Genomic DNA, 23700 nt, shown 5'->3' on the forward strand with positions numbered 1-23700 from the left:
CTACTCGGGTGTTTCGTCCAGCGCGTGGCCGACCAGCGACAGGAGCGTCTCGATCACCGAGATCCGGCGCCGCGCGTCCATGATCATGACAGGTATGTGCGGGGGGACGGTCAGCGCCTCCCGCACGTCCTCCGGTTCGAACAGCTCGCTGCCGTCGAAGTGGTTGACCGCGACGACGTACGGCAGTCCGCAGCTCTCGAAGTAGTCGAGCGCGGGGAAGCAGTCCTTCAGGCGGCGGGTGTCGGCCAGCACGACCGCGCCGATCGCGCCGCGCACCAGGTCGTCCCACATGAACCAGAACCGCTGCTGCCCCGGCGTGCCGAACAGGTAGAGGACGAGGTCGTCGTCGAGCGTGAGACGGCCGAAGTCCATGGCCACGGTCGTGGTGAGCTTGCCGGGCGTGGCGGTGAGGTCGTCGGTCTCCTCGCTCGCCTCGGTCATCAGCGCCTCGGTCTGCAGGGGCGTGATCTCCGAGACGGCGGAGACGAGCGTGGTCTTGCCGACGCCGAAGCCGCCGGCCACGACTATCTTCGTGGCGATCGGGGCCCGGGTACGGTCCGTCTGCCAGGACTTCAGGTCCTCGTCGGTGTCCTGCACCACGGTGTCCTCAAAGACGACGGAGTCCACTCAGCACCCTTTCGAGCAGAGCGCGGTCCGGGCGGCCGGTGCCATGACCGGTTCCGGTGCCGTACACACGGATCTTTCCCTGGTCCGCGAGGTCGCTCAGGAGGACGCGGACCACGCCGAGCGGCATCTTCAGCAGCGCGGCGATCTCGGCCACCGTGCGCATACGGCGGCAGAGTTCGACGATGGCCCGCAGCTCGGGCATCACCCGGGTGTTGAGGGAACCATTCGCCAGTTCCTTGCGCTCCTCGGGCGCCTCCAGAGCCGCGACGAACGTCTCCACGAGGAGGACGTGCCCGAAGCGGGTCCGGCCGCCGGTGAGCGAATAGGGGCGCACGCGGGCGGGTTTGCGGTCGCCGCCGCGGACGGGGAGGGTCGGCCGGTCGGTCATCGGGTGCTCCCCGTGCTCTCGGACTCCAGTGACTGCCGTAGCTCACTGCGGAGTTCGGGGGTCAGGACATGACCGGCGCGGCCCACGAACAGGGCCATGTGGTACGCCACCACGCTCATGTCGCAGTCCGCGGAGCCGTGCACACCGAGCAGCGAGCCGTCGCTGATCGACATCACGAACAGACTGCCCTCGTCCATCGCGACCATCGTGTGCCTCACCCCGCCGAACTCCATGAGCTTGGCGGCCCCGATGGTGAGGCTGCCGATGCCGGAGACGATGGTGGCGAGGTCGGCGGAGGAGCCGCGGGGCCCCTTGGGGGTGGCGCGGGTCCGGCGGGCCTCGTCGTTCTGGCCGGGGTCGGAGGAGAGCAGGAGCAGGCCGTCGGAGGAGACGACCGCGACCGACTGGATGCCCGGCACCTCCTCGACCAGGTTCGTCAACAACCAGTGCAGGTTGCGGGCTTCACTGCTCAGTCCGAAGGTACTGGGCGCGGTCAACTGCTTGCCTCCTCGGGAGTGCCCCCCGTGGCTTCTGCGGCTGGTGCGGACGTCGGCGTCTGCCCCGTCTGTTCGGCGATCTCTGCTTCCACGTCGCGGTAACCCGCCTCCGCCCCCCGGCGGAAGCCGCCGAGCCGACGGCGCAGGGCCTCGGCATCGACGGATGCGGTGCGCTGACGCGGGGTCTCGGGCTGTGCGGTGATCTTCGGGGTGCGCTTGGGGAGGCCCTTGGCGGTGAGCTGGTCCTCGTCCGGGGTGCGCTCGTGTTCCGTCTCCGCTTCGCCTTCGACGGGTTCGTCCCCGCCTTCGACGGGGTCGGCTGCGCCCGTACCGCTGTCGTCGGGTGCCGGGGGCCCGTGTGGGGGGTCCTCGTCGTCGGCGACCGCGGGGGCGGTGGCGGGGATCGGGGCCAGGAGTTCCATCGTCGTCTCGGCCGGCGACTCCTCCCGCTCCCGCACCGCCTTCTCCGCCAGCGCCACCAGCGCGTCCCCGGCCGTCGTACGGCCTGGCAGGACGTTGGAGTTGGCCTCCGCGTCGGCGCCCGGGAGGGAGAAGGCGGGGGTGGTGGAGGAGTGCGGGGCGGCGGACGGGACCGCCGCGGACGGGGCCGGTGCCGGCAGACCCTTCGGCAGCACGACCACCGCGGCGATGCCGCCCTGCTTCTGCTCGCGCAGCTGGACGCGGACCCCGTGCCGGTGGGCGAGGCGGGCGACGACGTACAGGCCGAGGCCGAGCCCCTCCTCGCCCTCCTGGTCGTAGGGGGACTCGGGGTCGAAGTCGGCGAGGCGGGAGTTGAGGCGGGCCAGCCGCTCCTCGGTCATGCCGATGCCCTCGTCCTGGACGGAGAGCATCACCTCGCCGCTCTCCAGCAGCCAGCCGGAGACCTCGACGGGCAGGTCGGGCGGGGAGAACGAGGTGGCGTTCTCCATCAGCTCGGCCAGCAGGTGGGACAGGTCGTCGGCCGCGAAGCCCGCCACGTGCGCGTGCGGCGGCAGGGCGGCGATGCGGACGCGCTCGTACCGCTCGATCTCGCTGACCGCGGCCCGTACGACGTCCACCAGCGGGACCGGGCCCGCGTGCTGCTGGACGTGCTCGGTGCCGGCGAGGACCAGGAGGTTCTCGCTGTGGCGGCGCATGACGGTGGCGAAGTGGTCCAGCTTGAAGAGGGTGGCCAGGCGCTCGGGGTCCTGCTCGCGCTCCTCCAGGCCCTCGATGACGGCGAGTTGCCGCTCGACCAGGCCGAGGGTGCGCAGCGCGAGGTTGACGAAGGTGCCGCCGATGGCCTCCCGCAGTCGGGTCAACTGAGCGGCGGACTCGGTCAGTTCGGCGCGCAGTTCCTCCCGGGCGTCGGCCATCTTCTGGCGCTGGCCGACCAGGTGCTTGCGGTCGGACTCGAGGGTGGCGACGCGCTCCGAGACGGCGACGGCGTGCGCGTGCAGGGCGTTGACGGAGCGGACGACCTGGGCGAACTCGTCGTTGCGCCCGGTGAACGTGACCGCTTCCTCGGTGCCCGGCTCCGCGGCCTCGGCGAGCCGGGCGGACCCGCGGCGCAGGACGGACAGCGGCCGGGTCAGACTGCGGGCCATGGCGGTGGCGACGCCGACGGCGAGCAGCATGAGGGCGCCGAGGATCGCGACCCGCAGCTCCAGCGCGGTGACGTCGTCGTCGCGGAGCTGGGCGAGGTCCTCGGTGCGCTGGTGGTAGAGCGCGGACTCCACGCCGCGCATCAGGTCCACGCGGGCGGAGAGGGCGGCGTCGGCCTTCTTGGCGCTGGTGCCGAGTTCGTCGTCGGAGAGCGTGGCCTGGTCGGTAAGCCTGGCGAGGTACTTCTCGGCGGAGTTGACCTCGGCGCCGGTGACCGTGGAGTCGTAGCTGTCCTTCGCGGCGTCGGGGGCGGTGTCGCGGAAGTCGGCGAGGGCGGCGTCGGAGCGCAGCCGGGCCTGCTGGGCGGCGGCCGTGAGCACGTCGCGCTGCTTGGCGTCGGCGTCCGAGGAGGCGACGACGGTGGAGGCGATCCCGGTGAGGGGGTCGGTGACCGTCTGGGTGGTCCGCGGCACGTTGAGCGCCGCGAGGAGCAGTCCGCGGGCGGCTGCGGCCTGCTGTACGGCGGAGTCGAGTTCGGCGAGGGCGTGGGCGCCGGAGCCGGCCCGGGGCGGCATCTGTGCGGCGAGGCGCTCGGCGAGGCCGTGCAGCTCGTTGATGGCCGCGGAGTAGGACTGGTGGACCTGGAGGGCGCTGCTCTTGCCGGTGAGCGCCTCGCGCCGCAGGGCGGCGATGCCGTCGAGGTCGGTGCGCAGGTCGGCGGGGGTGTCGGTGTCGGCGCGCAGCTCCTCGACCTGGCGGTCGACGCGGGCACCGCGCTGCTCGGAGGGCGCCTTGGACTTGGCGCGGCCGGCGGCGACGTAGGAGGTGACCTCGTCGCGCTCGTCGGCGAGCGAGTGGGCGAGGGCGAGCGCGTCCTGGGTCTGTTCGGCGAGCGTCACCAGGTCCTGGGAGTCGCTCAGTTGCCCGGAGGCGGTGAGGACCGAGGGGGCGCCTGCCGCGGCGATGGCGGCGGCGACCACGGCGACGGCGACGATGAGCCGGTTGCGTACGTGGGTGGGGCGGCCCTTGCCGACGACAACGCCGTCGGTGGCGGTGGGTTCGGCGGTGGCCGTCTGCTTGCTCGTACGACGAGGCCGCGTCTTCTGCACCGGTGCTCGCATTCCTGACTCGTGTACCCATGGGCCCGGGTGACGCTCCGTCAACTGGAGTCACACACCGGGTACGTTTCCCGACCCTCCCAGTGCCGCTGGGCAGCGGGCGCGCATCACCCGACCCGCCACCCGAAGGAGTGAACCCCGGAGGGGAGTGGCCGGGCAAGTTCCGGTGGCATGGTCAGCAACCGTGCGCCGCGGGCCGGTTGGACGTTGCCGCCGACCGATGGCATTATCCGCCACCACGTCTTCCCCGAGTGCACCATTCACTCCCAAACCAGGCGCCTGACCTGCGCGGGTGCGCCGGTCCGGCAGCCGTTGCCAGCCTTTGGCGAACCTTGTGAAGGGGTCGTGCAGACTGGCTGGATGCGTACGGAACTCATCTCGGAACCCGGTGGCCGCGGCCGCCCCAACGAGGACTTCGCGAGTGTCGCCGTCGCGGCCTCGGGACAGGGCGGGACGCTCGTGGTCCTGGACGGGGTCACGCCACCGGCCGGTGAGACGGGGTGTCTGCATTCCGTTCCCTGGTTCACGGCGCGACTGGGTGGCGCACTGACCGAACTGACTGTTTCGCGCCCCGACGTTCCGCTGGCGGAGGCGTTGTCGCGCGCCCTCACACGTACCTCCGCGTCCCACGCGCACACCTGTGACCTTTCTCACCCGCGAACACCGCAGGCGACGGTGGTCGTCGCCCGGTGGTCGGCGCGGACGGTGGAGTACCTGGTCCTGTCGGACTCCGCCCTGCTGCTGGAGTCGCCGGCCGGCGTGGTGACGGCCGTCCTGGACGACCGCCTGTCCCGCCTCCCGCGCGCGGCCCTGGCGACCGACGCCCTGATCGACTCGACCCTGCGCAACAAGGAGGGCGGCTTCTTCACGGCCGCGGCGGACGCCTCGGTGGCGGCGCGCGCGGTGACCGGGGCACTGCCGCGCTCCTCGGTACGGTCCCTGGCCGCGCTGACGGACGGGGCGAGCCGGTGGGTGGAGACGTTCCGGGAGGGCGACTGGACGGACTGCTTCACGCTCGTGCGCAAGGCGGGGGCGCGGGCCCTGGTGGAGCAGGTGCGGGCCCGGGAGATCGCGGACGCGGAGGAACGGGCGTTCCTGGGCCGGAGCAAGACCCATGACGACGCGACCGTGGTGTTCGCGGAACTGTGAGTCCGGGCGCCGGGCGCGGTGCGGTTACTTCTCCATGCCCAGGTTCAACTGGTGCAGCAGCCGGGCGAGTTCGGAGACCTCCCGGGGGTTCCAGTCCGCGAGGCGGCCCGCGTACCGGGCCCGCCGGGCGTCCCGCACCCGGCCCACTCGCGAGCGTCCCTCCGCCGTCAGTTCGACGAGCCACGCCCGGCCGTCCGCCGGGTCGGGTGCGCGGGTGACGAGCCCGAGGTCCTCCAGGGCCCGCAACTGCCGGGACATGGTGGCCTTGCCGACGCCGATGTACGCGGCGAGTTCCGTGGCGCGCTGGCGGCCGTACTCGTCGAGCCGCACCAACAGGCCGTAGGCCGAGGACTCCAGGTCCGGGTGGACCTCGCGGGCCATCTCGCCCTGGCTGGCCCGGGCGCGCCGCAGCAGCACGGTCAACTCGCGTTCCAACGCCAGGAATTCGGGCTGGTTCACCACACTCCCGGGCAGCGCGGACCCGCTCGCGTGTCCGCCGTCGTTCCCGTCTTCGCGCACGTCAGTCCCTGCCTCGGTTTTCCGGGTCATGAAAGTTTCCGCCACATGCCGTCATCGCCGCAGCTCGGTCAGTATTTCGCAGGTCAAGACCAACGGCAGCCTCCGGACCCCCTTCCCTGCCCTTCGTCTCCGCGCGTAGCTTCCCTACCAGGCACTCGCTGGCATGGCCACGCCAGAAATGCGCGTCGGCACCCCCCACACTCCCCCGCTCCCCCCACCACCGAGCCTTCGGAGGCACGCATGCCCGTGCACAGACCCGGATCGGTACGCCTCTTCCTCGCGGCCCTCGTCGCCCTCGCGGGAACCCTCCTCGCGGCCGCCCCCGCCGCCCCCTCCCCCGCCGCCGACACCCCCGCCCGCGGCTCCGCCCACATGGGCGTCGGCGTCCTCGCCCACGACGGGAAGGACGGCGTCCCGCGCGAGACCCGCGCCGCCCAGACGGAGGGCGTCGACGTCTCCAGCCACCAGGGCAACGTCGCCTGGTCCACCCTGTGGAACAGCGGGGTGAGGTGGGCCTATACGAAGGCGACCGAGGGGACGTACTACACCAACCCCTACTTCGCCCAGCAGTACACCGGCTCGTACAACGTCGGCATGGTCCGCGGCGCCTACCACTTCGCCACCCCCGACACCACCAGCGGCGCGACCCAGGCCAACTACTTCGTCGACCACGGCGGCGGCTGGTCCCGGGACGGCCGGACCCTGCCGGGCGTGCTCGACATCGAGTGGAACCCCTACGGCGCCTCCTGCTACGGCAAGACGCAGAGCGCGATGGTGACGTGGATCCGGGACTTCCTCACCCAGTACCGGGCCCGCACCGGGCGCGACGCCGTCATCTACACCGCCACCAGCTGGTGGACCGAGTGCACGGGGAACTACGGGGGGTTCGCCGCCGCCAACCCGCTGTGGATCGCGCGGTACGCGTCGACCGTCGGGACGCTGCCGGCCGGCTGGGCGTACCACACCATGTGGCAGTACACCTCCTCCGGCCCGACCGTCGGTGACCACGACAAGTTCAACGGGGCCCTCGACCGGGTCGTCGCCCTCGCCAACGGCTGACCCCGGCACGCACGGCGAAGGCCCGGGCCTCCCTCACGAGAACCCGGGCCTTCCTCTCATCCGATGACGTCCGTCACGCCGCCACCGGACGTCACGCGGCGCGCGGACGTCACGCCGCCACCGGCACCTCCGGCGCCGCCTCGCTCGTCGCCGGGGACAGCGCCAGCTCCAGGACCTGGCGGACGTCGGTCACGGCGTGCACGTCGAGCTTGTCCAGCACCTCCGCCGGGACGTCGTCCAGGTCGGGCTCGTTGCGCTTGGGGATGACGACGGTGGTGACGCCCGCCCGGTGCGCGGCCAGCAGCTTCTGCTTGACGCCGCCGATCGGCAGGACCCGGCCGGTCAGCGAGACCTCGCCGGTCATCGCCACGTCGGTCCGCACGAGGCGTCCGCTGAGCAGCGAGGCCAGGGCCGTCGTCATCGTGATGCCCGCGCTCGGGCCGTCCTTGGGTACCGCGCCCGCCGGGAAGTGGATGTGCACGCCCCGGTCCTTCAGGTCGCCCACCGGCAGCTCCAGCTCCGCGCCGTGCGAGCGCAGGAAGCTGAGCGCGATCTGCGCGCTCTCCTTCATCACGTCGCCGAGCTGACCGGTCAGGGTCAGGCCCGCCGCGCCCGTCTCCGGGTCCGCGAGGGACGCCTCGACGAAGAGCACGTCACCGCCGGCCCCCGTGACCGCGAGGCCCGTCGCCACGCCCGGCACCGCCGTACGGCGCTCCGCCGGGTCCTGCGCCGACTCCGGGACGTGGTGCGGCCGCCCGATCAGGCCGCGCAGCTCCTCGTCCGTGACCGTGAACGGCAGCTTGCGCTCGCCCAGTTCGTGCTGGGCCGCGACCTTGCGCAGCAGCCGGGCGATGGACCGCTCCAGGGTGCGCACGCCCGCCTCGCGGGTGTACTCGCCGGCGAGCTTGCGCAGGGCGCTCTCGTCGAGGGTCACCTCGTCCTTGTCCAGGCCCGCCCGCTCCAGCTGGCGCGGGAGCAGGTGGTCGCGGGCGATGACGACCTTCTCGTCCTCGGTGTAGCCGTCGAGGCGGACCAGCTCCATACGGTCGAGCAGGGCCTCCGGGATGGCCTCCAGGACGTTGGCGGTGGCGAGGAAGACCACGTCCGACAGGTCGAGTTCGACCTCCAGGTAGTGGTCGCGGAAGGTGTGGTTCTGCGCCGGGTCCAGGACCTCCAGGAGGGCCGCCGCAGGGTCGCCGCGGAAGTCGGAGCCCACCTTGTCGATCTCGTCCAGCAGCACCACCGGGTTCATGGATCCGGCTTCCTTGATCGCCCGCACGATCCGGCCGGGCAGCGCGCCGACGTACGTGCGCCGGTGGCCGCGGATCTCGGCCTCGTCGCGCACACCGCCGAGGGCGACGCGGACGAACTTGCGCCCCATGGCGTGCGCGACCGACTCGCCCAGCGAGGTCTTGCCGACGCCGGGCGGGCCGACGAGGGCGAGCACGGCACCGCCGCGCCGGCCGCCGACGACCCCGAGCCCCCGGTCGTTGCGCCGCTTGCGCACCGCCAGGTACTCGGTGATCCGCTCCTTCACGTCCTCCAGGCCCGCGTGCTCGGCGTCCAGGACCGCCTTGGCACCCTGGATGTCGTACGCGTCCTCGGTCCGCTCGTTCCACGGCAGTTCGAGCACGGTGTCCAGCCAGGTCCGGATCCACGAGCCCTCGGGCGACTGGTCGCTGGACCGCTCCAGCTTGTCGACCTCCTTGAGCGCGGCCTCGCGGACCTTCTCCGGCAGGTCGGCGGCCTCCACCCGCGCGCGGTAGTCGTCGGACTCCTCCGCCGCGTCCTTGGAGTCGCCGTTGAGCTCCCGCAGTTCCTTGCGCACGGCCTCCAGCTGACGGCGCAGCAGGAACTCGCGCTGCTGCTTGTCGACGCCCTCCTGGACGTCCTTGGCGATGGTCTCGGCGACGTCCTGCTCGGCGAGGTGGTCGCGCAGGTGCTGGGTGGCGAGCTTGAGCCGGGCGACCGGGTCGGCGGTCTCCAGGAGCTCGACCTTCTGGTCGGTGCTCAGGAACGGCGAGTAGCCGGAGTTGTCGGCCAGCGCGGAGACGTCGTCGATGGCCTGGACGCGGTCCACGACCTGCCAGGCGCCGCGCTTGCGCAGCCAGGCGGTGGCGAGGGCCTTGTACTCCTTGACCAGTTCGGTGACATGGCCCGGCAGCGGCTCGGGCACGGTCTCGTCGACACGGACACCCTCGACCCAGAGGGCGGCGCCCGGTCCGGTCGTCCCCGCACCGATCTTCACCCGCCCCCGGCCGCGGATCAGGGCGCCCGGGTCGCCGTCGGCCAGCCGTCCGACCTGTTCGACGGTGCCGAGGACACCGGTGCCCGGGTAGTTGCCGTCGATGCGTGGCACCAGCAGCACCTTGGGCTTCCCCGGTTCCGACCGGGCGGCGGCCTGGGCGGCCTCCACCGCGGCGCGCACGTCGGCGTCGCTCAGGTCGAGCGGGACCACCATGCCGGGCAGCACGACCTCGTCGTCGAGCGGCAGCACAGGCAGAGTGAGCGGTGTGGACGTCGAAGCCATGATCTCCCCTTCGGCATTCAAGTTGAGCTATGCCGACTCAATGCACGTGAGTCGCTGAATGTTCCCCGGGGGGCGTTCGCTGTGAGCGATCACCTCTGCCGAAGGGGTTGGCGGCGCTGCTGTAATAACCACCGACTGCATTCACTTATTACCAGCGAGGGGACCGCGGCATGGACCGGATCGTGCGGGCATGGGTGGACGGGTGGGTCGTCTCGCGCGGGGCGGCCCCGCCGGTCCTCGAACCCTGGGGATGCACGATCGACATGGGCATGGACGGCCATGTCACCCGGCATGTGTTCGGCGCGACCGGCGAGGACGTCGAGGAGGCGACCGTGCGCAAGGTGGCCGAGGCGGTCACGGGCGCCGGGGTGTGGCTGAAGGTGTTCCGGGACCCGGCCGTGGTCCGCGGCTGGCTGGGTGAGGGCTGGTGGATCGACCCCGACCCGGGCTGTCTGATGACGCTCCCCCTCACCGCACCGGCCGCCGAGGCGGCACCCCCGGACGGCTACCGGCAGCGCACCTGGTCCCGGGGTGGTGTCATCCGCACCCTGCTCGCCGCCCCCGACGGCTCCTGGGCGGCCCGCGGCCAGATCACCCCGACCGGCGCGACGGCGGTCGCCGACCAGATCGCCACCTCCCCGGCCCACCGGCGCAAGGGACTCGGCAGTCACGTCATGCGCACACTCCAGCGGGCGGCGGCCGAACAGGGCGCCGAGACATGCGTCCTGGCGGGCACACCGGCCGGCCGCGGCCTGTACGAGTCGCTGGGGTGGACCATGGTGGCCCCACTGACCAGCGCGAAGTTCACCGGCCCCGGGGTGCCGTAGAGAACCCGTACCGCTGGACGGAGCGACGGTAGGGCGGGTCACGACCGGCGCCGCCATGCGCTCACCGCCATGGCGTGCAGGGAACCGCCCGCACCCCGCAGGCTCGTTCACAGCCAGGCGGGGTGAACAACGGCTCGGCGTCCCGGCGTTGACCCGGGCCCGGTGTACGGGGCCTACGCGGCGGCGCGCGTCCTGGCCCAGCGGCGGACCGTCGGCCAGGTGGCGACCCCGACGGACAGCGCGATCAGGTGCCCCCACTCGGTCATCGGGTCGGTGAAGGCGAGGAGGCTCTGGAGGAGCATGCCCCCGAAGAGGGTCAGCAGGGGCAGGCCGAGCCACCGCGGCAGAAGGCCCGCCAGGGCGCCCGTGGCGGCGGCGACACCGAAGCTGATGCCGTAGTCGAGGCGGTGCAGGGAGCTGCCGGGAAGGTGGCCGACCAGCACGGCCAGTCCGACCGGGAGCTCGGTGGCGAGGGTGGCCAGGACATGGCCGAGCAGGAAGACCCCGGCCGCCCGCGGACCGCCGATCCGCCGCTCCAGCGCGGTCATGACCAGCAGGAAGCCCAGCGCGTACGGCGACGTGACACCGCCCGCCATCCACAGCGCGCTGGCGACCAGGACGAGCACGGGCGTGCGCACGAGGTGGGCCACGTCGGTGCTGGAGCCCTGGAGCAGGGAGTGGACGAGGGCGGGGTCGGCGTACGCGGTGACGAGCGAGGTGACGGCCAGGACCGCGGCGTAACCGAAGGTGAACGGCGTCCCGGCGGGAGTGGGGAGCAGCCGCCAGGGTCGGAGCCGGCGACGAGCCTCGGGGACGGACACCGGCTGGACGGGCGCGGACTCGGCGGGCGCGGGGGCCGACTCGGCAGGCCCCGACCCGGCGGGCGCAGGAGCCGGTGCGCGCTGGCTCGGTACCGCGTCCAGGAGTCCCGCGGCGTCGGGGTGACAGGCGTCCGAGGGAGCGTGCGGGGCGTCCGCCGACTGCGCAGGCCGTTCCACCGTGGGCGCTCCTTCCGTCGTTCCCCACCCTTCGCGCTCTCCCGCCCCGCTGTCTGTGACCGGCGCCACGCGCACGCCGATTCACAGCGACTTCTCAACCACCCTTCTCAACCACCTTCGCGGGACCGGAAGGACGGTCCGCCGGAAATCCCGGTGCACCCCGCACCGAAACTGCCAGGATGGGCGGATGCCCGTCTCGTACGACATTCCCGAGGTCCTGGACCGTCGCGAGGGCCCGCACGGCGAGGTCGTGCTGCGCCGGCACGGCGAGTTGCTGCAGATCATCGCCAACGGGTGCTTCCTGATGGACACTTCGGACGGCCGCTCGGAGCGGCTGCTGGTGGACCTGGCGCGCGACGCGCTGGACGGCCGGCCGGAGCCGAGCGTGCTGATCGGCGGCCTCGGGGTCGGGTTCTCGCTCGCACACGCCGCCGGCGATCCGCGCTGGGGCCGGATCGCCGTCGTGGAGCGGGAACCGGCCATCATCGACTGGCATCGCCGCGGCCCGCTGGCCGCTCTCTCCGCCGCCGCGCTCGCCGACCCGCGCACTGCGATTCTGGAAACCGACCTTGTCACTTATGTGAATGAGACATCGGACACGTACGACGCGCTGTGCCTGGACATCGACAACGGACCCGACTGGACCGTCACCGAGGGCAACGACGGGCTGTACTCGCCGGCCGGACTGGCCGGTTGCGCAAGGATGTTGAGACCCGGCGGGGTGCTCGCGGTGTGGTCCGCGCGACCTTCTCCGGAATTTGAAGGAACCCTCCGGAATGCCGGGTTCCAGCAGGTGCGTACCGAAGAGGTGCCGGTTGCCCGGGGCGTTCCGGACGTCGTGCATCTCGGTGTCCGACCTGGATAGCCGTGGCGTGGTGACTCCCCGTACCCTGCTTTCCGGCGCAGATCATTCAAGCGTCAATCGCAAGCATGCGCAGGCACAACCCAGTAAGCGGGATCACCCCACTGATTCCGGAAAGCAACCCTTGGGGCGGGCGATGGAGCAGACACACACCTCCCACAACGGCACGGCCACGGCCACCCCCGGTGCGCAGCGCCGGGTGCTGGTGGTCGAGGACGACCCGACGATCGTGGAGGCCATCGCGACCCGTCTGCGTGCCGAGGGATTCCTCGTGCAGACCGCGGGCGACGGTCCGGCGGCGGTCGACACGGCCGAGGCCTGGCAGCCCGACCTGCTGATCCTCGACATCATGCTGCCCGGCTTCGACGGCCTGGAGGTCTGCCGCCGCGTGCAGGCCGCCCGCCCGGTGCCGGTGCTGATGCTGACCGCGCGCGACGACGAGACCGACATGCTGGTCGGTCTCGGGGTCGGCGCGGACGACTACATGACCAAGCCGTTCTCGATGCGGGAGCTGGCCGCGCGCGTGCACGTGCTGCTGCGCCGGGTGGAGCGGGCCGCGCTGGCCGCCGCGACGCCCAGAAGCGGCATCCTGCGCCTGGGCGAGCTGGAGATCGACCACGCGCAGCGCCGGGTGCGGGTGCACAGTGAGGATGTTCACCTCACCCCCACCGAGTTCGACCTCCTGGTGTGCCTGGCGAACACCCCGCGCGCGGTGCTCTCCCGTGAGCAGCTCCTCGCCGAGGTGTGGGACTGGGCGGACGCCTCCGGCACCCGCACGGTCGACAGCCACATCAAGGCCCTGCGCCGGAAGATCGGCGCCGAGCGGATCCGCACGGTGCACGGCGTGGGCTACGCCCTGGAGACGCCGACGCCATGAGCGGCGGCCCGCCCGGACGGAGAGGCCCCTGGGAGCCCTGGGGCGGCGTGCGCCCGTTCTCGATCAAGACCAAGCTGGGGGCGCTCGTCGTCACCTCGGTCCTGATCACCACGGGTCTGTCGATGATCGCGGTGCGCACCAAGACGGAGCTGCGGTTCATCACGGTCTTCTCGATGATCGCCACGCTGTTGATCACCCAGTTCGTGGCGCACTCGCTCACGGCCCCGCTCGACGAGATGAACGCGGTCGCCCGCTCCATCTCGCACGGCGACTACACCCGCCGGGTGCGGGAGAACCGCCGGGACGAGCTGGGCGACCTCGCCGAGACCATCAACCGGATGGCCGACGACCTGGAGGCCCAGGAACAGCAGCGCAAGGAACTCGTGGCGAATGTCTCCCACGAGCTCAGAACCCCCATCGCGGGGCTCAGGGCGGTGCTGGAGAACATCGTGGACGGGTTCTCGCCCGCGGATCCCGAGACGATGCGTACGGCCCTGAAGCAGACGGAACGGCTGGGGCGGCTGGTCGAGACGCTCCTGGACCTCTCCCGCCTCGACAACGGCGTCGTCCCGCTGAAGGCGCGCCGTTTCGAGGTGTGGCCGTACCTCTCGGGCGTGCTGAAGGAGGCCAACATGGTCGCGTCGGCGCGCGCGGGCATCGCCTCCGGTTCCGGCAGCCACACGCGGACGGACGTGCATCTGCACCTGGACGTGTCCCCGCCGGAGCTGACCGCGCACGCGGACCCGGAGCGGATCCACCAGGTGGTGGCCAACCTGATCGACAACGCGGTCAAGCACAGCCCGCCGCACGGGCGCGTGACGGTCAAGGCCCGGCGCGGGTCCGTGCCGGACTCCCTGGAGCTGGAGGTCCTCGACGAGGGCCCCGGCATCCCGCGCTCCGAGTGGCACCGCGTCTTCGAGCGGTTCAACCGGGGGGCCGTGAACCGGCCGCACGGTCCGGGCAGCGACGGCGGCACCGGGCTCGGCCTGGCGATCGCCCGCTGGGCGGTGGATCTGCACGGCGGCCGGATCGGAGTGGCCGAATCCGAGCGGGGTTGCCGGATCCTTGTCACCCTTCCGGGACTTACATCTCTGCCAAGTTGACGTAAAGTTCGAAGCGGAGCCACAAGATCCACCGCGGTCCGCGCTGACGGACACGTGTGATCACCTGTGATCTGCCACCGGCCCGCGCCATCGGCGTCCGAGGCCTGGCTCCGCCCTTCCCTCCTGAACCGGAACCACGCTTGTTTCCCGCCATTTCTGGCCCCGAAACGCGCTTTCCGATGTGACTTACACGACGATGACCATGCCCGGCCTGACCTTCCCGGCCGGGGAGGCGTAGCCTTTATTCCCGCTGTCCATCACCTTGTGAGAAGCGGAAGAGGGCGGTTACCGCCGTGTCGCCACAGTCCCCCAGTAACTCGAGCATCTCGACCGACGCAGACCAAGCGGGGAAGAACCCCGCTGCGGCGTTCGGTCCCAATGAGTGGCTCGTCGACGAGATCTATCAGCAGTACCTCCAGGACCCGAATTCGGTAGACCGAGCCTGGTGGGACTTCTTCGCCGACTACAAGCCAGGTGCGGCCGCCGCCCCGGCCGCGGCCGCTCCGGCCCCCGCGGCTCCGGCCCAGGCGGCGCCCGCCGCCCCGGCCGCTCCCGCGGCACCCTCGGTGCCCGCGCCGGCCCCCGCGGTCGCTCAGCCCGCTGCCGCCGCGCCCGCCGCGCCGGCGAAGGCCGCCGCCCCGGCCCCGGCCGCCGCTCCGGCCAAGCCCGCCGCGGCCAAGCCGAAGGCCGAGCCCGCCGCCGCCTCCGCGGACGGTCCGGAGCTGGTCACGCTGCGCGGTCCCGCCGCCGCGGTCGCGAAGAACATGAACGCCTCGCTGGAGGTGCCCACGGCCACGTCCGTGCGCGCCGTCCCGGTGAAGCTGCTCTTCGACAACCGCATCGTCATCAACAACCACCTCAAGCGCGCCCGGGGCGGGAAGATCTCCTTCACGCACCTCATCGGGTACGCGATGGTGCAGGCCATCAAGGCCATGCCGTCGATGAACCACTCCTTCGCGGAGAAGGACGGCAAGCCGACCCTGGTCAAGCCGGAGCACATCAACTTCGGCCTCGCCATCGACCTGGTGAAGCCCAACGGCGACCGCCAGCTGGTCGTCGCGGGCATCAAGAAGGCCGAGACGCTGAACTTCTTCGAGTTCTGGCAGGCCTACGAGGACATCGTCCGCCGCGCCCGTGACGGCAAGCTGGGCATGGACGACTTCACCGGTGTGACGGTCTCCCTGACCAACCCCGGCGGCCTCGGCACCGTCCACTCGGTCCCGCGCCTGATGCCCGGTCAGTCGGTCATCATGGGCGTCGGCTCGATGGACTACCCGGCGGAGTTCCAGGGCACCTCCCAGGACACCCTGAACAAGCTCGGCATCTCGAAGGTCATGACGCTCACGTCGACCTACGACCACCGGGTCATCCAGGGCGCGGCCTCCGGCGAGTTCCTGCGGATCGTCGCGAACCTGCTGCTGGGCGAGAACGGCTTCTACGACGACGTCTTCGAGGCGCTGCGCATCCCCTACGAGCCGGTCCGCTGGCTCAAGGACATCGACGCCAGCCACGACGACGACGTCACCAAGGCCGCCCGGGTCTTCGAGCTGATCCACTCCTACCGGGTCCGCGGCCACGTCATGGCCGACACCGACCCGCTGGAGTACCGCCAGCGCAAGCACCCCGACCTCGACATCACCGAGCACGGCCTCACCCTGTGGGACCTGGAGCGCGAGTTCGCGGTCGGCGGCTTCGCCGGCAAGTCCCTGATGAAGCTGCGCGACATCCTCGGCGTGCTGCGCGACTCGTACTGCCGCACCACCGGCGTCGAGTTCATGCACATCCAGGACCCCAAGCAGCGCAAGTGGATCCAGGACCGCATCGAGCGCGCGCACACCAAGCCGGAGCGCGAGGAGCAGCTGCGCATCCTGCGCCGGCTGAACGCCGCCGAGGCGTTCGAGACGTTCCTGCAGACCAAGTACGTCGGCCAGAAGCGCTTCTCCCTGGAGGGCGGCGAGTCCGTCATCCCGCTGCTGGACGCGGTCATCGACTCCGCCGCCGAGTCCCGCCTGGACGAGGTCGTCATCGGCATGGCCCACCGCGGCCGCCTGAACGTCCTGGCGAACATCGTCGGCAAGTCGTACGCCCAGATCTTCCGCGAGTTCGAGGGCAACCTCGACCCGAAGTCGATGCACGGCTCCGGCGACGTGAAGTACCACCTGGGCGCCGAGGGCACCTTCACCGGCCTGGACGGCGAGCAGATCAAGGTCTCCCTGGTCGCGAACCCCTCGCACCTGGAGGCGGTCGACCCGGTCCTGGAGGGCGTCGCGCGCGCCAAGCAGGACATCATCAACAAGGGCGGCACCGACTTCACGGTCCTGCCGGTGGCCCTGCACGGTGACGCGGCCTTCGCGGGCCAGGGCGTGGTGGCCGAGACCCTCAACATGTCGCAGCTGCGGGGTTACCGCACCGGCGGCACGGTCCACATCGTCATCAACAACCAGGTCGGCTTCACGGCGGCGCCGGAGTCCTCCCGCTCGTCGATGTACGCCACCGACGTGGCGCGCATGATCGAGGCGCCGATCTTCCACGTGAACGGCGACGACCCCGAGGCGGTCGTCCGCGTGGCCCGGCTGGCCTTCGAGTTCCGCCAGGCGTTCAACAAGGACGTCGTGATCGACCTCATCTGCTACCGCCGCCGCGGTCACAACGAGTCGGACAACCCGGCCTTCACCCAGCCGCTGATGTACGACCTGATCGACAAGAAGCGCTCGGTGCGCAAGCTCTACACCGAGTCCCTGATCGGTCGCGGCGACATCACCCTGGAAGAGGCCGAGCAGGCGCTCCAGGACTACCAGGGCCAGCTGGAGAAGGTCTTCACGGAGGTCCGCGAGGCCACCTCCCAGCCGGGCCCCGCGGAGTCCTCGGACCCGCAGGCCGAGTTCCCGGTCGCGGTGAACACCGCGATCACCTCGGAGGTCGTCAAGCGGATCGCCGAGTCCCAGGTCAACGTCCCGGACAACATCACCGTCCACCCGCGTCTGCTGCCGCAGCTCCAGCGCCGGGCGGCGATGGTCGAGGACGGCACCATCGACTGGGGCATGGGCGAGACCCTCGCGGTCGGCTCGCTGCTCCTGGAGGGCGTCCCGGTCCGGCTCGCCGGCCAGGACTCCCAGCGCGGTACGTTCGGCCAGCGGCACGCGGTGATCATCGACCGTGAGACGGGCGACGAGTTCACGCCGCTGATGTACCTCTCCGAGGACCAGGCGCGGCTGAACGTCTACAACTCCCTACTCTCCGAGTACGCGGCGATGGGCTTCGAGTACGGCTACTCGCTGGCCCGTCCCGAGTCCCTCGTGATGTGGGAGGCGCAGTTCGGCGACTTCGTCAACGGCGCGCAGACGGTCGTGGACGAGTTCATCTCGTCGGCGGAGCAGAAGTGGGCCCAGACGTCGGGCGTCACCCTGCTCCTCCCGCACGGCTACGAGGGCCAGGGCCCGGACCACTCGTCCGCCCGCCCGGAGCGCTTCCTCCAGATGTGCGCGCAGAACAACATGACGGTCGCGATGCCGACCCTCCCGTCGAACTACTTCCACCTCCTGCGGTGGCAGGTGCACAACCCGCACCACAAGCCGCTGGTGGTCTTCACCCCGAAGTCGATGCTGCGCCTGAAGGCGGCGGCCTCGAAGGCGGAGGAGTTCACGACGGGCCAGTTCCGCCCGGTCATCGGTGACTCCACGGTCGACCCGGCCGCGGTGAAGAAGGTCGTCTTCTGCGCCGGCAAGGTCTACTACGACCTGGAGGGCGAGCGCGTCAAGCGCGGTGTCACGGACACGGCGATCATCCGCATCGAGCGCCTGTACCCGCTCCCGGGTGCCGAGCTCCAGGCGGAGATCGCCAAGTACCCGAACGCCGAGAAGTACCTGTGGGCGCAGGAGGAGCCGGCGAACCAGGGCGCGTGGCCCTTCATCGCCCTCAACCTGATCGACCACCTGGACCTGGCGGTCGGCGCGGACGTGCCGCACGGCGAGCGTCTGCGGCGCATCTCGCGCCCGCACGGCTCGTCGCCGGCGGTGGGTTCGGCCAAGCGCCACCAGGCCGAGCAGGAGCAGCTGGTGCGTGAGGTGTTCGAGGCGTAGGTCTCGGACCGTGCAACTGAAGGGCCCGGTCCCCACACGGTGGGGGCCGGGCCCTTCGGGTTCGGACGGGGAGAAACTCCGTGCGCGGGCGACACCTACGGAACGTGCCGATCGCCGAGCGGAGGGACCGGCTACTCGTCGTCCTCGTCGTCCAGCCGCGCCAGCCAGGTCGCCAGCCGCTCCACCGGCACCTCGAAGTCCGGGTTGAGATCGACGAACGTCCGCAGCTGCTCGGCGAGCCACTCGAAGGTGACCTCCTCCTCGCCGCGCCGCTTCTCCAGTTCTTCGATGCCACGGTCGGTGAAGTACAACTCTCGCTCCTGATACGGACGGGACGAACCCTCGGACCTACTCCCTCAGGGTATGCCGTACGTCAGTCACGCGGTCGTGCGAGGTCGTAGGCCAGTCCCAGCGCCCCGTGGGCCAGCAGCAGGCCGCCCGCGGTGAGCCAGCCGCCGCTGCGGCACCGCAGGCCCCAGGCCGCAAGTGGGAGGCCGGCGGCGATCTGGGCCAGGGCGAGGGCGCGCGCCCTGGGGTCGCCGGACCAGGGGAGCCAGGGGCTCAGCCGGCGGCCCGCGACCGTCTCGAGTTCACCGCGGACCGCCTCGCGCCAGCCCTCCCCCTCGACGACGCGGGCGTCCGGCTGGACCCGGGCGACCTCGCGGAGGCGGTCGGCGGGTTCACCAGGGGCGAGACCGGCGGGGAGGGTCAGGCCCGCGTGGGTGAGGACGGCGAGGAGACCGCGCAGGCGGGCGCGGGCGTCGGCCGCGGTGTCCGGTTCGGTGAGGGCGTTCAGGGACTGCACGTCGAGGACCGGGTCGAGGCCGAGGCGGGCGGCGAAGGTGCGCATCGCCTCGCCCTCGCCGGCCGGGGTGCCGTTGGCGAGCCAGACGTAGCCGACCGGACGGCGGAAGCCGGAGGCGAGGGTGTAACCGCTGCGGTCGGCGTCCCACCACAGGGCGAGGACGGGCCAGGGGGCGCCGACGGCGAGTGCCGTGGCCCAGCCGGTGAGGACGCGGTCGACCGGTTCGTCGCCGTCCCGCCAGGGCTTGCCCTCGGGGACGAGGGCGCTCCACTCGTCGCCCGCGCGCGTGAGCAGCATGCGCTCACGCAGCAGCTGGGCGGCGGGGGCGGCGGACTCGGGTGCCGCACGGCAGAGCAGGAGGGCGCCCGGGGCGGGGCCGGGACGAGGGATTTCCGTCGGCGACATGCTCACACGCTAGGCAGATTCATACGATTTGGTCATTTTGGCAGCCGGTAAACGTCCCCAGAACGGGCGTCTTGACTTTCCGGGTCCGCGATATATCGTGAATACCGGAAGACGCGATATGGCGTGTGTGGTGTCACGGGGAGGTCTGCACCATGTCCGAGTGGTCCGTCACAGAGCCGCGAAAGCTGACGTTCGAGGAGCCGGTGAGCCGTCTCCATGTGCGCGTCGTCAATGGAACGGTGAACGTCGTGGGCACCGACGAAGGTTCCGCCCGCCTGGAGATCTCCGAGCTGGAGGGCCCACCCCTGACGGTGACCCAGGAGGGCGGCACCCTCACGGTGGCCTACGATGACCTGCCCTGGAAGGGCTTCCTGAAGTGGCTGGACCGCAAGGGCTGGCGCCGCAGCGCCGTCGTCTCGCTGGCCGTGCCGGCCGACACCCGGGTCGAGGTGGGTGTGGTGGGCGCCGCCGCCGTGGTCTCGGGCATCGACGGACAGGCGGAGGTGAAGGGCGTCACCGGCGACACGACACTGGTGCGGCTCACCGGCCCGGTCCGCGCGGACACCGTCTCGGGCAACCTGGAGGCCCAGGCCCTGCGCGGTGACCTCCGCTTCAACTCCGTCTCCGGGGACCTGACCGTGGTCGAGGCGGGCTCCTCGGTCAAGGCGGACTCGGTGAGCGGTTCGATGATCGTCGACCTCGATCCGACCAGCCGCCCGACCGACATCAGTCTGACCAGCGTCTCCGGCGAGATCGCCATCCGGCTCCCGCACCCGGCGGACGCGCAGGTGGAGGCGAACACCGCCAGCGGGAGGGTCTCCAACGCCTTCGAGGACCTGCGCGTCGGCGGCCAGTGGGGCGCCAAGCGGATCACCGGCCGGCTCGGCGCGGGCCGCGGCAGCCTCAAGGCGACCACCGTCTCGGGCTCGATCGCCCTGCTGCGCCGCCCACCGACGCATGAGGAGCCATGGGACGTGGACCCGCAGGACGTGGGCCCGCTGCCTGAGGAGGCCGCCGGCACGGCGACCCCCGCGGCCGGTGCGCACGGCGACTCGGGGGACAATTCCGTCTCCGGCCCGGGTGACGGCGCAACCGGTACCCCGGCCGACGGCACGACCGACAAGAAGGTGCTCTGACATGCCTCCCGTCTTCGCCCACGGCCGCCTCCGCCTCTACCTGCTGAAGCTGCTCGACGAGGCGCCCCGCCACGGCTACGAGGTGATCCGACTGCTGGAGGAGCGCTTCCAGGGGCTGTACGCACCGTCGGCCGGCACCGTCTACCCCCGCCTCGCCAAGCTCCAGGCCGAGGGACTGGTCACCCACACCACCGAGGGCGGCCGCAAGGTCTACGCCATCACGGACGCGGGCCGCGCCGAACTGGCCGACCGCAGCGGCGAGCTGGCCGACCTGGAACTGGAGATCCGGGATTCGGTCGCCGAACTCGCCGCCGAGATCCGGGCCGATGTGCGCGGCGCCGCGGGCGACCTGCGGCGCGAGATGCGGGCGGCCGCCTCCGAGGCCCGCCGCGGCGAGACCGGGAACGGCGGTGAACAGGACGGCTTCGCCGGGGACTTCGGGGAGTACGGCGACAAGGAGGCGTGGCGCGCGGCCAAGGAGGAGATGCGGCGCGTCAAGCAGGAGTGGAAGGAACAGGCCAGGCGCGCCAAGGACGAGAGCAGGCGGGCCCGCGAGGAGGCCCAGCGGGCCCGGCGCCAGGCCAAGGAGGCCCAGGAGCGGGCGCGGACCCAGGCGCAGGAGGAGGTCCAGCGCATCGCCCGCCGGGTCCAGGAGCAGGTCCAGGACCACTTCGCGCGGGGCGACTGGCCGACGGGGGTGCGCGAGGGGCTGACCGAACTGGCCAAGGAGTTCGGCGAGTTCGGTCGGGAGCACGGCCGCGAGTTCGGCATGGACTTCGGGTTCGGGCACGGGGGTGCCGAGAAGAACACGGAGAAGTCGTCGCGGGCGCCCGAGTACACGCAGACCCCGCAGGACTTCCCCGCCGACTACGAACCGGCCTGGGCCCACGAGGACGGCACCGGCGACCCGGCCCGCGACCTGGACCGACTCCTCGACCGCTTCCGCGACGACATCCGCGACACGGCCCGGGACCACGGCGTCAGCCCGGACCAGCTCCGCGACACCCGCCGCCACCTGTCGACGGCGGCGGCACACATCGGGGCGCTGCTGCGGGCGCCGAAGGGCTGAGAACCGGCGGCCACCGGTGGCACCGGCGGCCGCCGCTCGGCTCAGCCCGCCTTGGCCTCTCCCCCGCCGTACAGCACGCGGGTCAGGGACTCGTACGTCACGTCGTGGTCGGCGAGTGTCTCGGCCGAGGTGCCGGGGCGCACGGTGAGGGCGAGGAGGAGGTGTTCGTCGCCGATGTGCCGGTCGCGGTGGGCCAGGGCGATGCGCAGGGAGCGTTCCAGGACGCCCTTGGCCTCCCGCCCGAAGGAGGGGCGGCCGGACCACCAGCCTTTGCCCTTGCGGTCGCCGGACATCGCGCCGACGCCGTGCACCTCCTCGACGCGGGCCACGATCTGCGCGACGTCGATGCCGAGCCCGGCGAGGGCCTCGGACTCGGCCTGGGAGATGCCGGCCCGACGGCGTGCCTCGGCGAGGGCCCGCCGTACGGACTCCTTGCGTTCCGCCGTGAGCCCGAGCGCGGCCAGGGCGAAGGAGGCGCGGCTCGCCTCCCGGTCGAGCAGCATGAGCAACAGGTGCTCGGCGTCGACGGTGGCCGCCCCCGTCCGTTCGGCCTCCTGCACCGCCGACTGCACCACCGCGCGGGCGTCCTTCGTGAACCGCTCGAACATCAATGCCTCCCGTACTTCTTGTGCACGGCCTGCCTGCTCACACCGAGTTCCGCGGCGATCTCCTGCCACGACCAGCCCTGGTTGCGCGCACTGCGCACCTGTACCGACTCCAGTTGCTCCAGGAGCCGGCGCAGTGCGGCGACGGCGCGCAGGCCGACCCGTGGGTCACGGTCGCCCGCGCGTTCGGCGAGATCCGTTGCTTCGGTCATGACGTCAACTTACGTTGACATCGCCCGCATGTCAACCAATGTTGACACCTCGGGTGGCCTCAGGCTCCCGCGGGCGATCACGGACGGCCTCGGGGCGGGCCCGGGCACACGAAAGGCGGGCCCGGCATCCGGACCCGCCTGACCCCCCGGCGTCAGGAGTTGGTCAGCACGATCTTGCCGAACTGCTCACCCGACTCCAGCCGTTCGAAGCCCTCCCGGGCCCGGTCCAGCGGCAGCACCTCGTCGATCACCGGGCGGACCCCCGTGGCGGCACAGAAGGAGAGCAGGTCCTCCAGCTCGTCCTTGGTGCCCATGGTCGAGCCGACGACCTTGAGCTCCAGGAAGAAGATCCGGGTGAGTTCGGCGTGCGCGGGCCGGTCACCGCTCGTCGCGCCGGAGATGACGAGCGTGCCGCCGGGCTTCAGCGACTTCACCGAGTGCGACCAGGTCGCGGCACCGACGGTCTCGATGACGGCGTCCACCCGCTGCGGCAACCGCGCTCCCGACTCCAGCGCCTCCACGGCACCCAGTTCGATCGCCCGCTTCCGCTTGGCCTCGTCCCGGCTGGTGGCGAAGACCCGCAGACCCGCGGCCTTGCCGAGCACGATCGCGGCCGTGGCGACCCCGCCGCCGGCGCCCTGCACGAGGACCGAGTCACCGGGACGCACACCGGCGTTGGTGAAGAGCATGCGGTAGGCCGTCAGCCAGGCGGTGGGCAGACAGGCGGCCTCCGCGAAGGAGAGCTCCTTGGGCTTGGGCAGGACGTTCCAGGTCGGCACGGCGACCTGCTCGGCGAAGGTGCCCTGGTAGCGCTCGGTGAGGATCGAGCGGGGCTCCTTGGGCCCGACCCCGTGACCCGACTGACCGATCACGGAGTGCAGGACGACCTCGTTGCCGTCCTCGTCGACACCGGCGGCGTCGCAGCCGAGGATCATCGGCAGCTTGTCCTCGGGCAGGCCGACGCCCTTCAGGGACCAGAGGTCGTGGTGGTTGAGGGAGGCGGCCTTGACGTTGATCACACTCCAGCCGGCCCGGGCCTCGGGAGCCGGACGCTCCCCCAACTCGAGGCCACTGAGCGGCTGGTCACGGTCGATGCGGGCGGCGTAGGCAGCGAACATGAGCCCGACGATAGGGTCCGGCACGGCCCGGGGGGAACCGGGGCCCGCTGTGAGACATGCCCTCTTGCGCGTCCGGCGTGTTCCGGTCCAAGGACGAGGCCCCTGCTTTTCAGCCCGTCCGGCGTTTAAAGAC

The 23700-nt window shown here is 71.6% G+C and carries 21 protein-coding genes; 9 read left to right on the forward strand and 12 right to left on the reverse strand.

Features of this window, described 5'->3' with window-relative positions; all coding sequences use genetic code 11:
• From ACZ56U_RS12900 to ACZ56U_RS12915, 4 genes are read right to left on the reverse strand one after another with little or no spacing between them, the layout of a single operon-like run.
• Nucleotides 1-627 carry a GTP-binding protein gene (locus ACZ56U_RS12900; protein ID WP_469084071.1) on the reverse strand — a complete coding sequence of 209 codons (627 nt, stop codon included), beginning with the start codon at nucleotides 625-627 and terminating at the stop codon, nucleotides 1-3.
• A complete protein-coding gene (locus tag ACZ56U_RS12905; protein WP_391232833.1) occupies nucleotides 608-1015 on the reverse strand; it encodes a DUF742 domain-containing protein in 408 nt (135 codons plus the stop codon). The genes ACZ56U_RS12900 and ACZ56U_RS12905 overlap by 20 nt, the downstream gene beginning before the upstream one ends.
• On the reverse strand, nucleotides 1012-1512 hold the full coding sequence (locus ACZ56U_RS12910; protein ID WP_469084072.1) for a roadblock/LC7 domain-containing protein: 501 nt from the start codon (nucleotides 1510-1512) through the stop codon (nucleotides 1012-1014). Before ACZ56U_RS12910 ends, ACZ56U_RS12905 begins: the two co-directional genes overlap by 4 nt.
• Nucleotides 1509-4205, reverse strand: a complete 2697-nt coding sequence (locus ACZ56U_RS12915) for a sensor histidine kinase (RefSeq protein WP_469084073.1) — start codon at nucleotides 4203-4205, stop codon at nucleotides 1509-1511. Before ACZ56U_RS12915 ends, ACZ56U_RS12910 begins: the two co-directional genes overlap by 4 nt.
• 369 nt (nucleotides 4206-4574) lie before the next feature.
• On the opposite strand from ACZ56U_RS12915, the gene ACZ56U_RS12920 reads away from it, so the two are divergent.
• Nucleotides 4575-5363 (forward strand): protein phosphatase 2C domain-containing protein, encoded by a 789-nt coding sequence (locus tag ACZ56U_RS12920; RefSeq protein WP_469084074.1) that lies wholly within the window; start codon nucleotides 4575-4577, stop codon nucleotides 5361-5363.
• A gap of 24 nt (nucleotides 5364-5387) precedes the next feature.
• On the opposite strand, the gene ACZ56U_RS12925 is transcribed toward ACZ56U_RS12920, so the two are convergent.
• Nucleotides 5388-5882 carry a MarR family winged helix-turn-helix transcriptional regulator gene (locus tag ACZ56U_RS12925; RefSeq protein ID WP_469084075.1) on the reverse strand — a complete coding sequence of 165 codons (495 nt, stop codon included), beginning with the start codon at nucleotides 5880-5882 and terminating at the stop codon, nucleotides 5388-5390.
• 240 nt (nucleotides 5883-6122) lie between these two features.
• Here ACZ56U_RS12925 and ACZ56U_RS12930 point away from each other — a divergent pair, with 240 nt between their 5' ends.
• Entirely contained in the window at nucleotides 6123-6941 is an 819-nt protein-coding gene (locus ACZ56U_RS12930; RefSeq protein WP_469084076.1) for a lysozyme, read from the forward strand.
• Between the two features lie 109 nt (nucleotides 6942-7050).
• Here ACZ56U_RS12930 and lon read toward each other — a convergent pair whose 3' ends face one another.
• A complete protein-coding gene (gene lon / locus ACZ56U_RS12935; RefSeq protein ID WP_469084077.1) occupies nucleotides 7051-9471 on the reverse strand; it encodes an endopeptidase La in 2421 nt (806 codons plus the stop codon).
• A gap of 170 nt (nucleotides 9472-9641) precedes the next feature.
• Between lon and ACZ56U_RS12940 the strand changes: the two genes are divergently transcribed.
• Nucleotides 9642-10298 (forward strand): GNAT family N-acetyltransferase, encoded by a 657-nt coding sequence (locus ACZ56U_RS12940; RefSeq protein WP_469084078.1) that lies wholly within the window; start codon nucleotides 9642-9644, stop codon nucleotides 10296-10298.
• A 173-nt stretch (nucleotides 10299-10471) separates the two neighbouring features.
• On the opposite strand, the gene ACZ56U_RS12945 is transcribed toward ACZ56U_RS12940, so the two are convergent.
• Entirely contained in the window at nucleotides 10472-11296 is an 825-nt protein-coding gene (locus tag ACZ56U_RS12945; protein ID WP_469084079.1) for a rhomboid-like protein, read from the reverse strand.
• A gap of 187 nt (nucleotides 11297-11483) precedes the next feature.
• Here ACZ56U_RS12945 and ACZ56U_RS12950 point away from each other — a divergent pair, with 187 nt between their 5' ends.
• The 4 genes from ACZ56U_RS12950 to ACZ56U_RS12965 all read left to right on the forward strand — a co-directional run bounded on the left by ACZ56U_RS12950 (nucleotide 11484) and on the right by ACZ56U_RS12965 (nucleotide 18217).
• Entirely contained in the window at nucleotides 11484-12161 is a 678-nt protein-coding gene (locus ACZ56U_RS12950; RefSeq protein ID WP_469084080.1) for a spermidine synthase family protein, read from the forward strand.
• Nucleotides 12162-12294: 133 nt separating this feature from the next.
• Nucleotides 12295-13035: a response regulator transcription factor gene (locus ACZ56U_RS12955; RefSeq protein ID WP_391232848.1), complete on the forward strand. Its 741-nt coding sequence runs from the start codon at nucleotides 12295-12297 to the stop codon at nucleotides 13033-13035.
• A complete protein-coding gene (locus ACZ56U_RS12960; protein WP_391232849.1) occupies nucleotides 13032-14138 on the forward strand; it encodes a HAMP domain-containing sensor histidine kinase in 1107 nt (368 codons plus the stop codon). The genes ACZ56U_RS12955 and ACZ56U_RS12960 overlap by 4 nt, the downstream gene beginning before the upstream one ends.
• A gap of 293 nt (nucleotides 14139-14431) precedes the next feature.
• Nucleotides 14432-18217, forward strand: a complete 3786-nt coding sequence (locus tag ACZ56U_RS12965) for a multifunctional oxoglutarate decarboxylase/oxoglutarate dehydrogenase thiamine pyrophosphate-binding subunit/dihydrolipoyllysine-residue succinyltransferase subunit (protein ID WP_469084081.1) — start codon at nucleotides 14432-14434, stop codon at nucleotides 18215-18217.
• Nucleotides 18218-18348: 131 nt separating this feature from the next.
• On the opposite strand, the gene ACZ56U_RS12970 is transcribed toward ACZ56U_RS12965, so the two are convergent.
• Complete coding sequence (locus ACZ56U_RS12970; RefSeq protein ID WP_003992906.1) at nucleotides 18349-18528, reverse strand: DUF6104 family protein; 180 nt, start codon at nucleotides 18526-18528, stop codon at nucleotides 18349-18351.
• Between the two features lie 62 nt (nucleotides 18529-18590).
• The gene (locus ACZ56U_RS12975) at nucleotides 18591-19427 is read right to left on the reverse strand and encodes a hypothetical protein (RefSeq protein WP_469084082.1); all 837 of its coding nucleotides are present in this window, start codon (nucleotides 19425-19427) and stop codon (nucleotides 18591-18593) included.
• Between the two features lie 152 nt (nucleotides 19428-19579).
• Here ACZ56U_RS12975 and ACZ56U_RS12980 point away from each other — a divergent pair, with 152 nt between their 5' ends.
• Together ACZ56U_RS12980 and ACZ56U_RS12985 are read left to right on the forward strand one after the other, a co-directional pair.
• Nucleotides 19580-20563, forward strand: a complete 984-nt coding sequence (locus tag ACZ56U_RS12980) for a DUF4097 family beta strand repeat-containing protein (RefSeq protein ID WP_469084083.1) — start codon at nucleotides 19580-19582, stop codon at nucleotides 20561-20563.
• 1 nt (nucleotide 20564) lies between these two features.
• The gene (locus tag ACZ56U_RS12985) at nucleotides 20565-21632 is read left to right on the forward strand and encodes a PadR family transcriptional regulator (RefSeq protein ID WP_469084084.1); all 1068 of its coding nucleotides are present in this window, start codon (nucleotides 20565-20567) and stop codon (nucleotides 21630-21632) included.
• A 41-nt stretch (nucleotides 21633-21673) separates the two neighbouring features.
• On the opposite strand, the gene ACZ56U_RS12990 is transcribed toward ACZ56U_RS12985, so the two are convergent.
• The 3 genes from ACZ56U_RS12990 to ACZ56U_RS13000 form a co-directional block, all read right to left on the reverse strand.
• A complete protein-coding gene (locus ACZ56U_RS12990) occupies nucleotides 21674-22240 on the reverse strand; it encodes a Clp protease N-terminal domain-containing protein (RefSeq protein ID WP_469084085.1) in 567 nt (188 codons plus the stop codon).
• A complete protein-coding gene (locus ACZ56U_RS12995) occupies nucleotides 22240-22449 on the reverse strand; it encodes a helix-turn-helix domain-containing protein (RefSeq protein ID WP_007384656.1) in 210 nt (69 codons plus the stop codon). Before ACZ56U_RS12995 ends, ACZ56U_RS12990 begins: the two co-directional genes overlap by 1 nt.
• A 152-nt stretch (nucleotides 22450-22601) precedes the next feature.
• Nucleotides 22602-23567: a zinc-binding dehydrogenase gene (locus ACZ56U_RS13000; RefSeq protein WP_391232857.1), complete on the reverse strand. Its 966-nt coding sequence runs from the start codon at nucleotides 23565-23567 to the stop codon at nucleotides 22602-22604.
• Between the last annotated feature and the right edge of the window lie 133 nt (nucleotides 23568-23700).

The sequence above is a fragment of the Streptomyces sp. NPDC034103 genome, assembly GCF_055575395.1.

What these genes read in the sequence shown, in the direction of transcription:
- ACZ56U_RS12905 (WP_391232833.1), bottom strand. Translation starts at nt 1,015, where the DNA reads ATGACCGACCGGCCGACCCTCCCCGTCCGCGGCGGCGACCGCAAACCC.
- ACZ56U_RS12920 (WP_469084074.1), top strand. Translation starts at nt 4,575, where the DNA reads ATGCGTACGGAACTCATCTCGGAACCCGGTGGCCGCGGCCGCCCCAAC.
- ACZ56U_RS12930 (WP_469084076.1), top strand. Translation starts at nt 6,123, where the DNA reads ATGCCCGTGCACAGACCCGGATCGGTACGCCTCTTCCTCGCGGCCCTC.
- lon (WP_469084077.1), bottom strand. Translation starts at nt 9,471, where the DNA reads ATGGCTTCGACGTCCACACCGCTCACTCTGCCTGTGCTGCCGCTCGAC.
- ACZ56U_RS12940 (WP_469084078.1), top strand. Translation starts at nt 9,642, where the DNA reads ATGGACCGGATCGTGCGGGCATGGGTGGACGGGTGGGTCGTCTCGCGC.
- ACZ56U_RS12950 (WP_469084080.1), top strand. Translation starts at nt 11,484, where the DNA reads ATGCCCGTCTCGTACGACATTCCCGAGGTCCTGGACCGTCGCGAGGGC.
- ACZ56U_RS12955 (WP_391232848.1), top strand. Translation starts at nt 12,295, where the DNA reads ATGGAGCAGACACACACCTCCCACAACGGCACGGCCACGGCCACCCCC.
- ACZ56U_RS12960 (WP_391232849.1), top strand. Translation starts at nt 13,032, where the DNA reads ATGAGCGGCGGCCCGCCCGGACGGAGAGGCCCCTGGGAGCCCTGGGGC.
- ACZ56U_RS12975 (WP_469084082.1), bottom strand. Translation starts at nt 19,427, where the DNA reads ATGTCGCCGACGGAAATCCCTCGTCCCGGCCCCGCCCCGGGCGCCCTC.
- ACZ56U_RS12980 (WP_469084083.1), top strand. Translation starts at nt 19,580, where the DNA reads ATGTCCGAGTGGTCCGTCACAGAGCCGCGAAAGCTGACGTTCGAGGAG.
- ACZ56U_RS12985 (WP_469084084.1), top strand. Translation starts at nt 20,565, where the DNA reads ATGCCTCCCGTCTTCGCCCACGGCCGCCTCCGCCTCTACCTGCTGAAG.
- ACZ56U_RS12990 (WP_469084085.1), bottom strand. Translation starts at nt 22,240, where the DNA reads ATGTTCGAGCGGTTCACGAAGGACGCCCGCGCGGTGGTGCAGTCGGCG.
- ACZ56U_RS12995 (WP_007384656.1), bottom strand. Translation starts at nt 22,449, where the DNA reads ATGACCGAAGCAACGGATCTCGCCGAACGCGCGGGCGACCGTGACCCA.
- ACZ56U_RS13000 (WP_391232857.1), bottom strand. Translation starts at nt 23,567, where the DNA reads ATGTTCGCTGCCTACGCCGCCCGCATCGACCGTGACCAGCCGCTCAGT.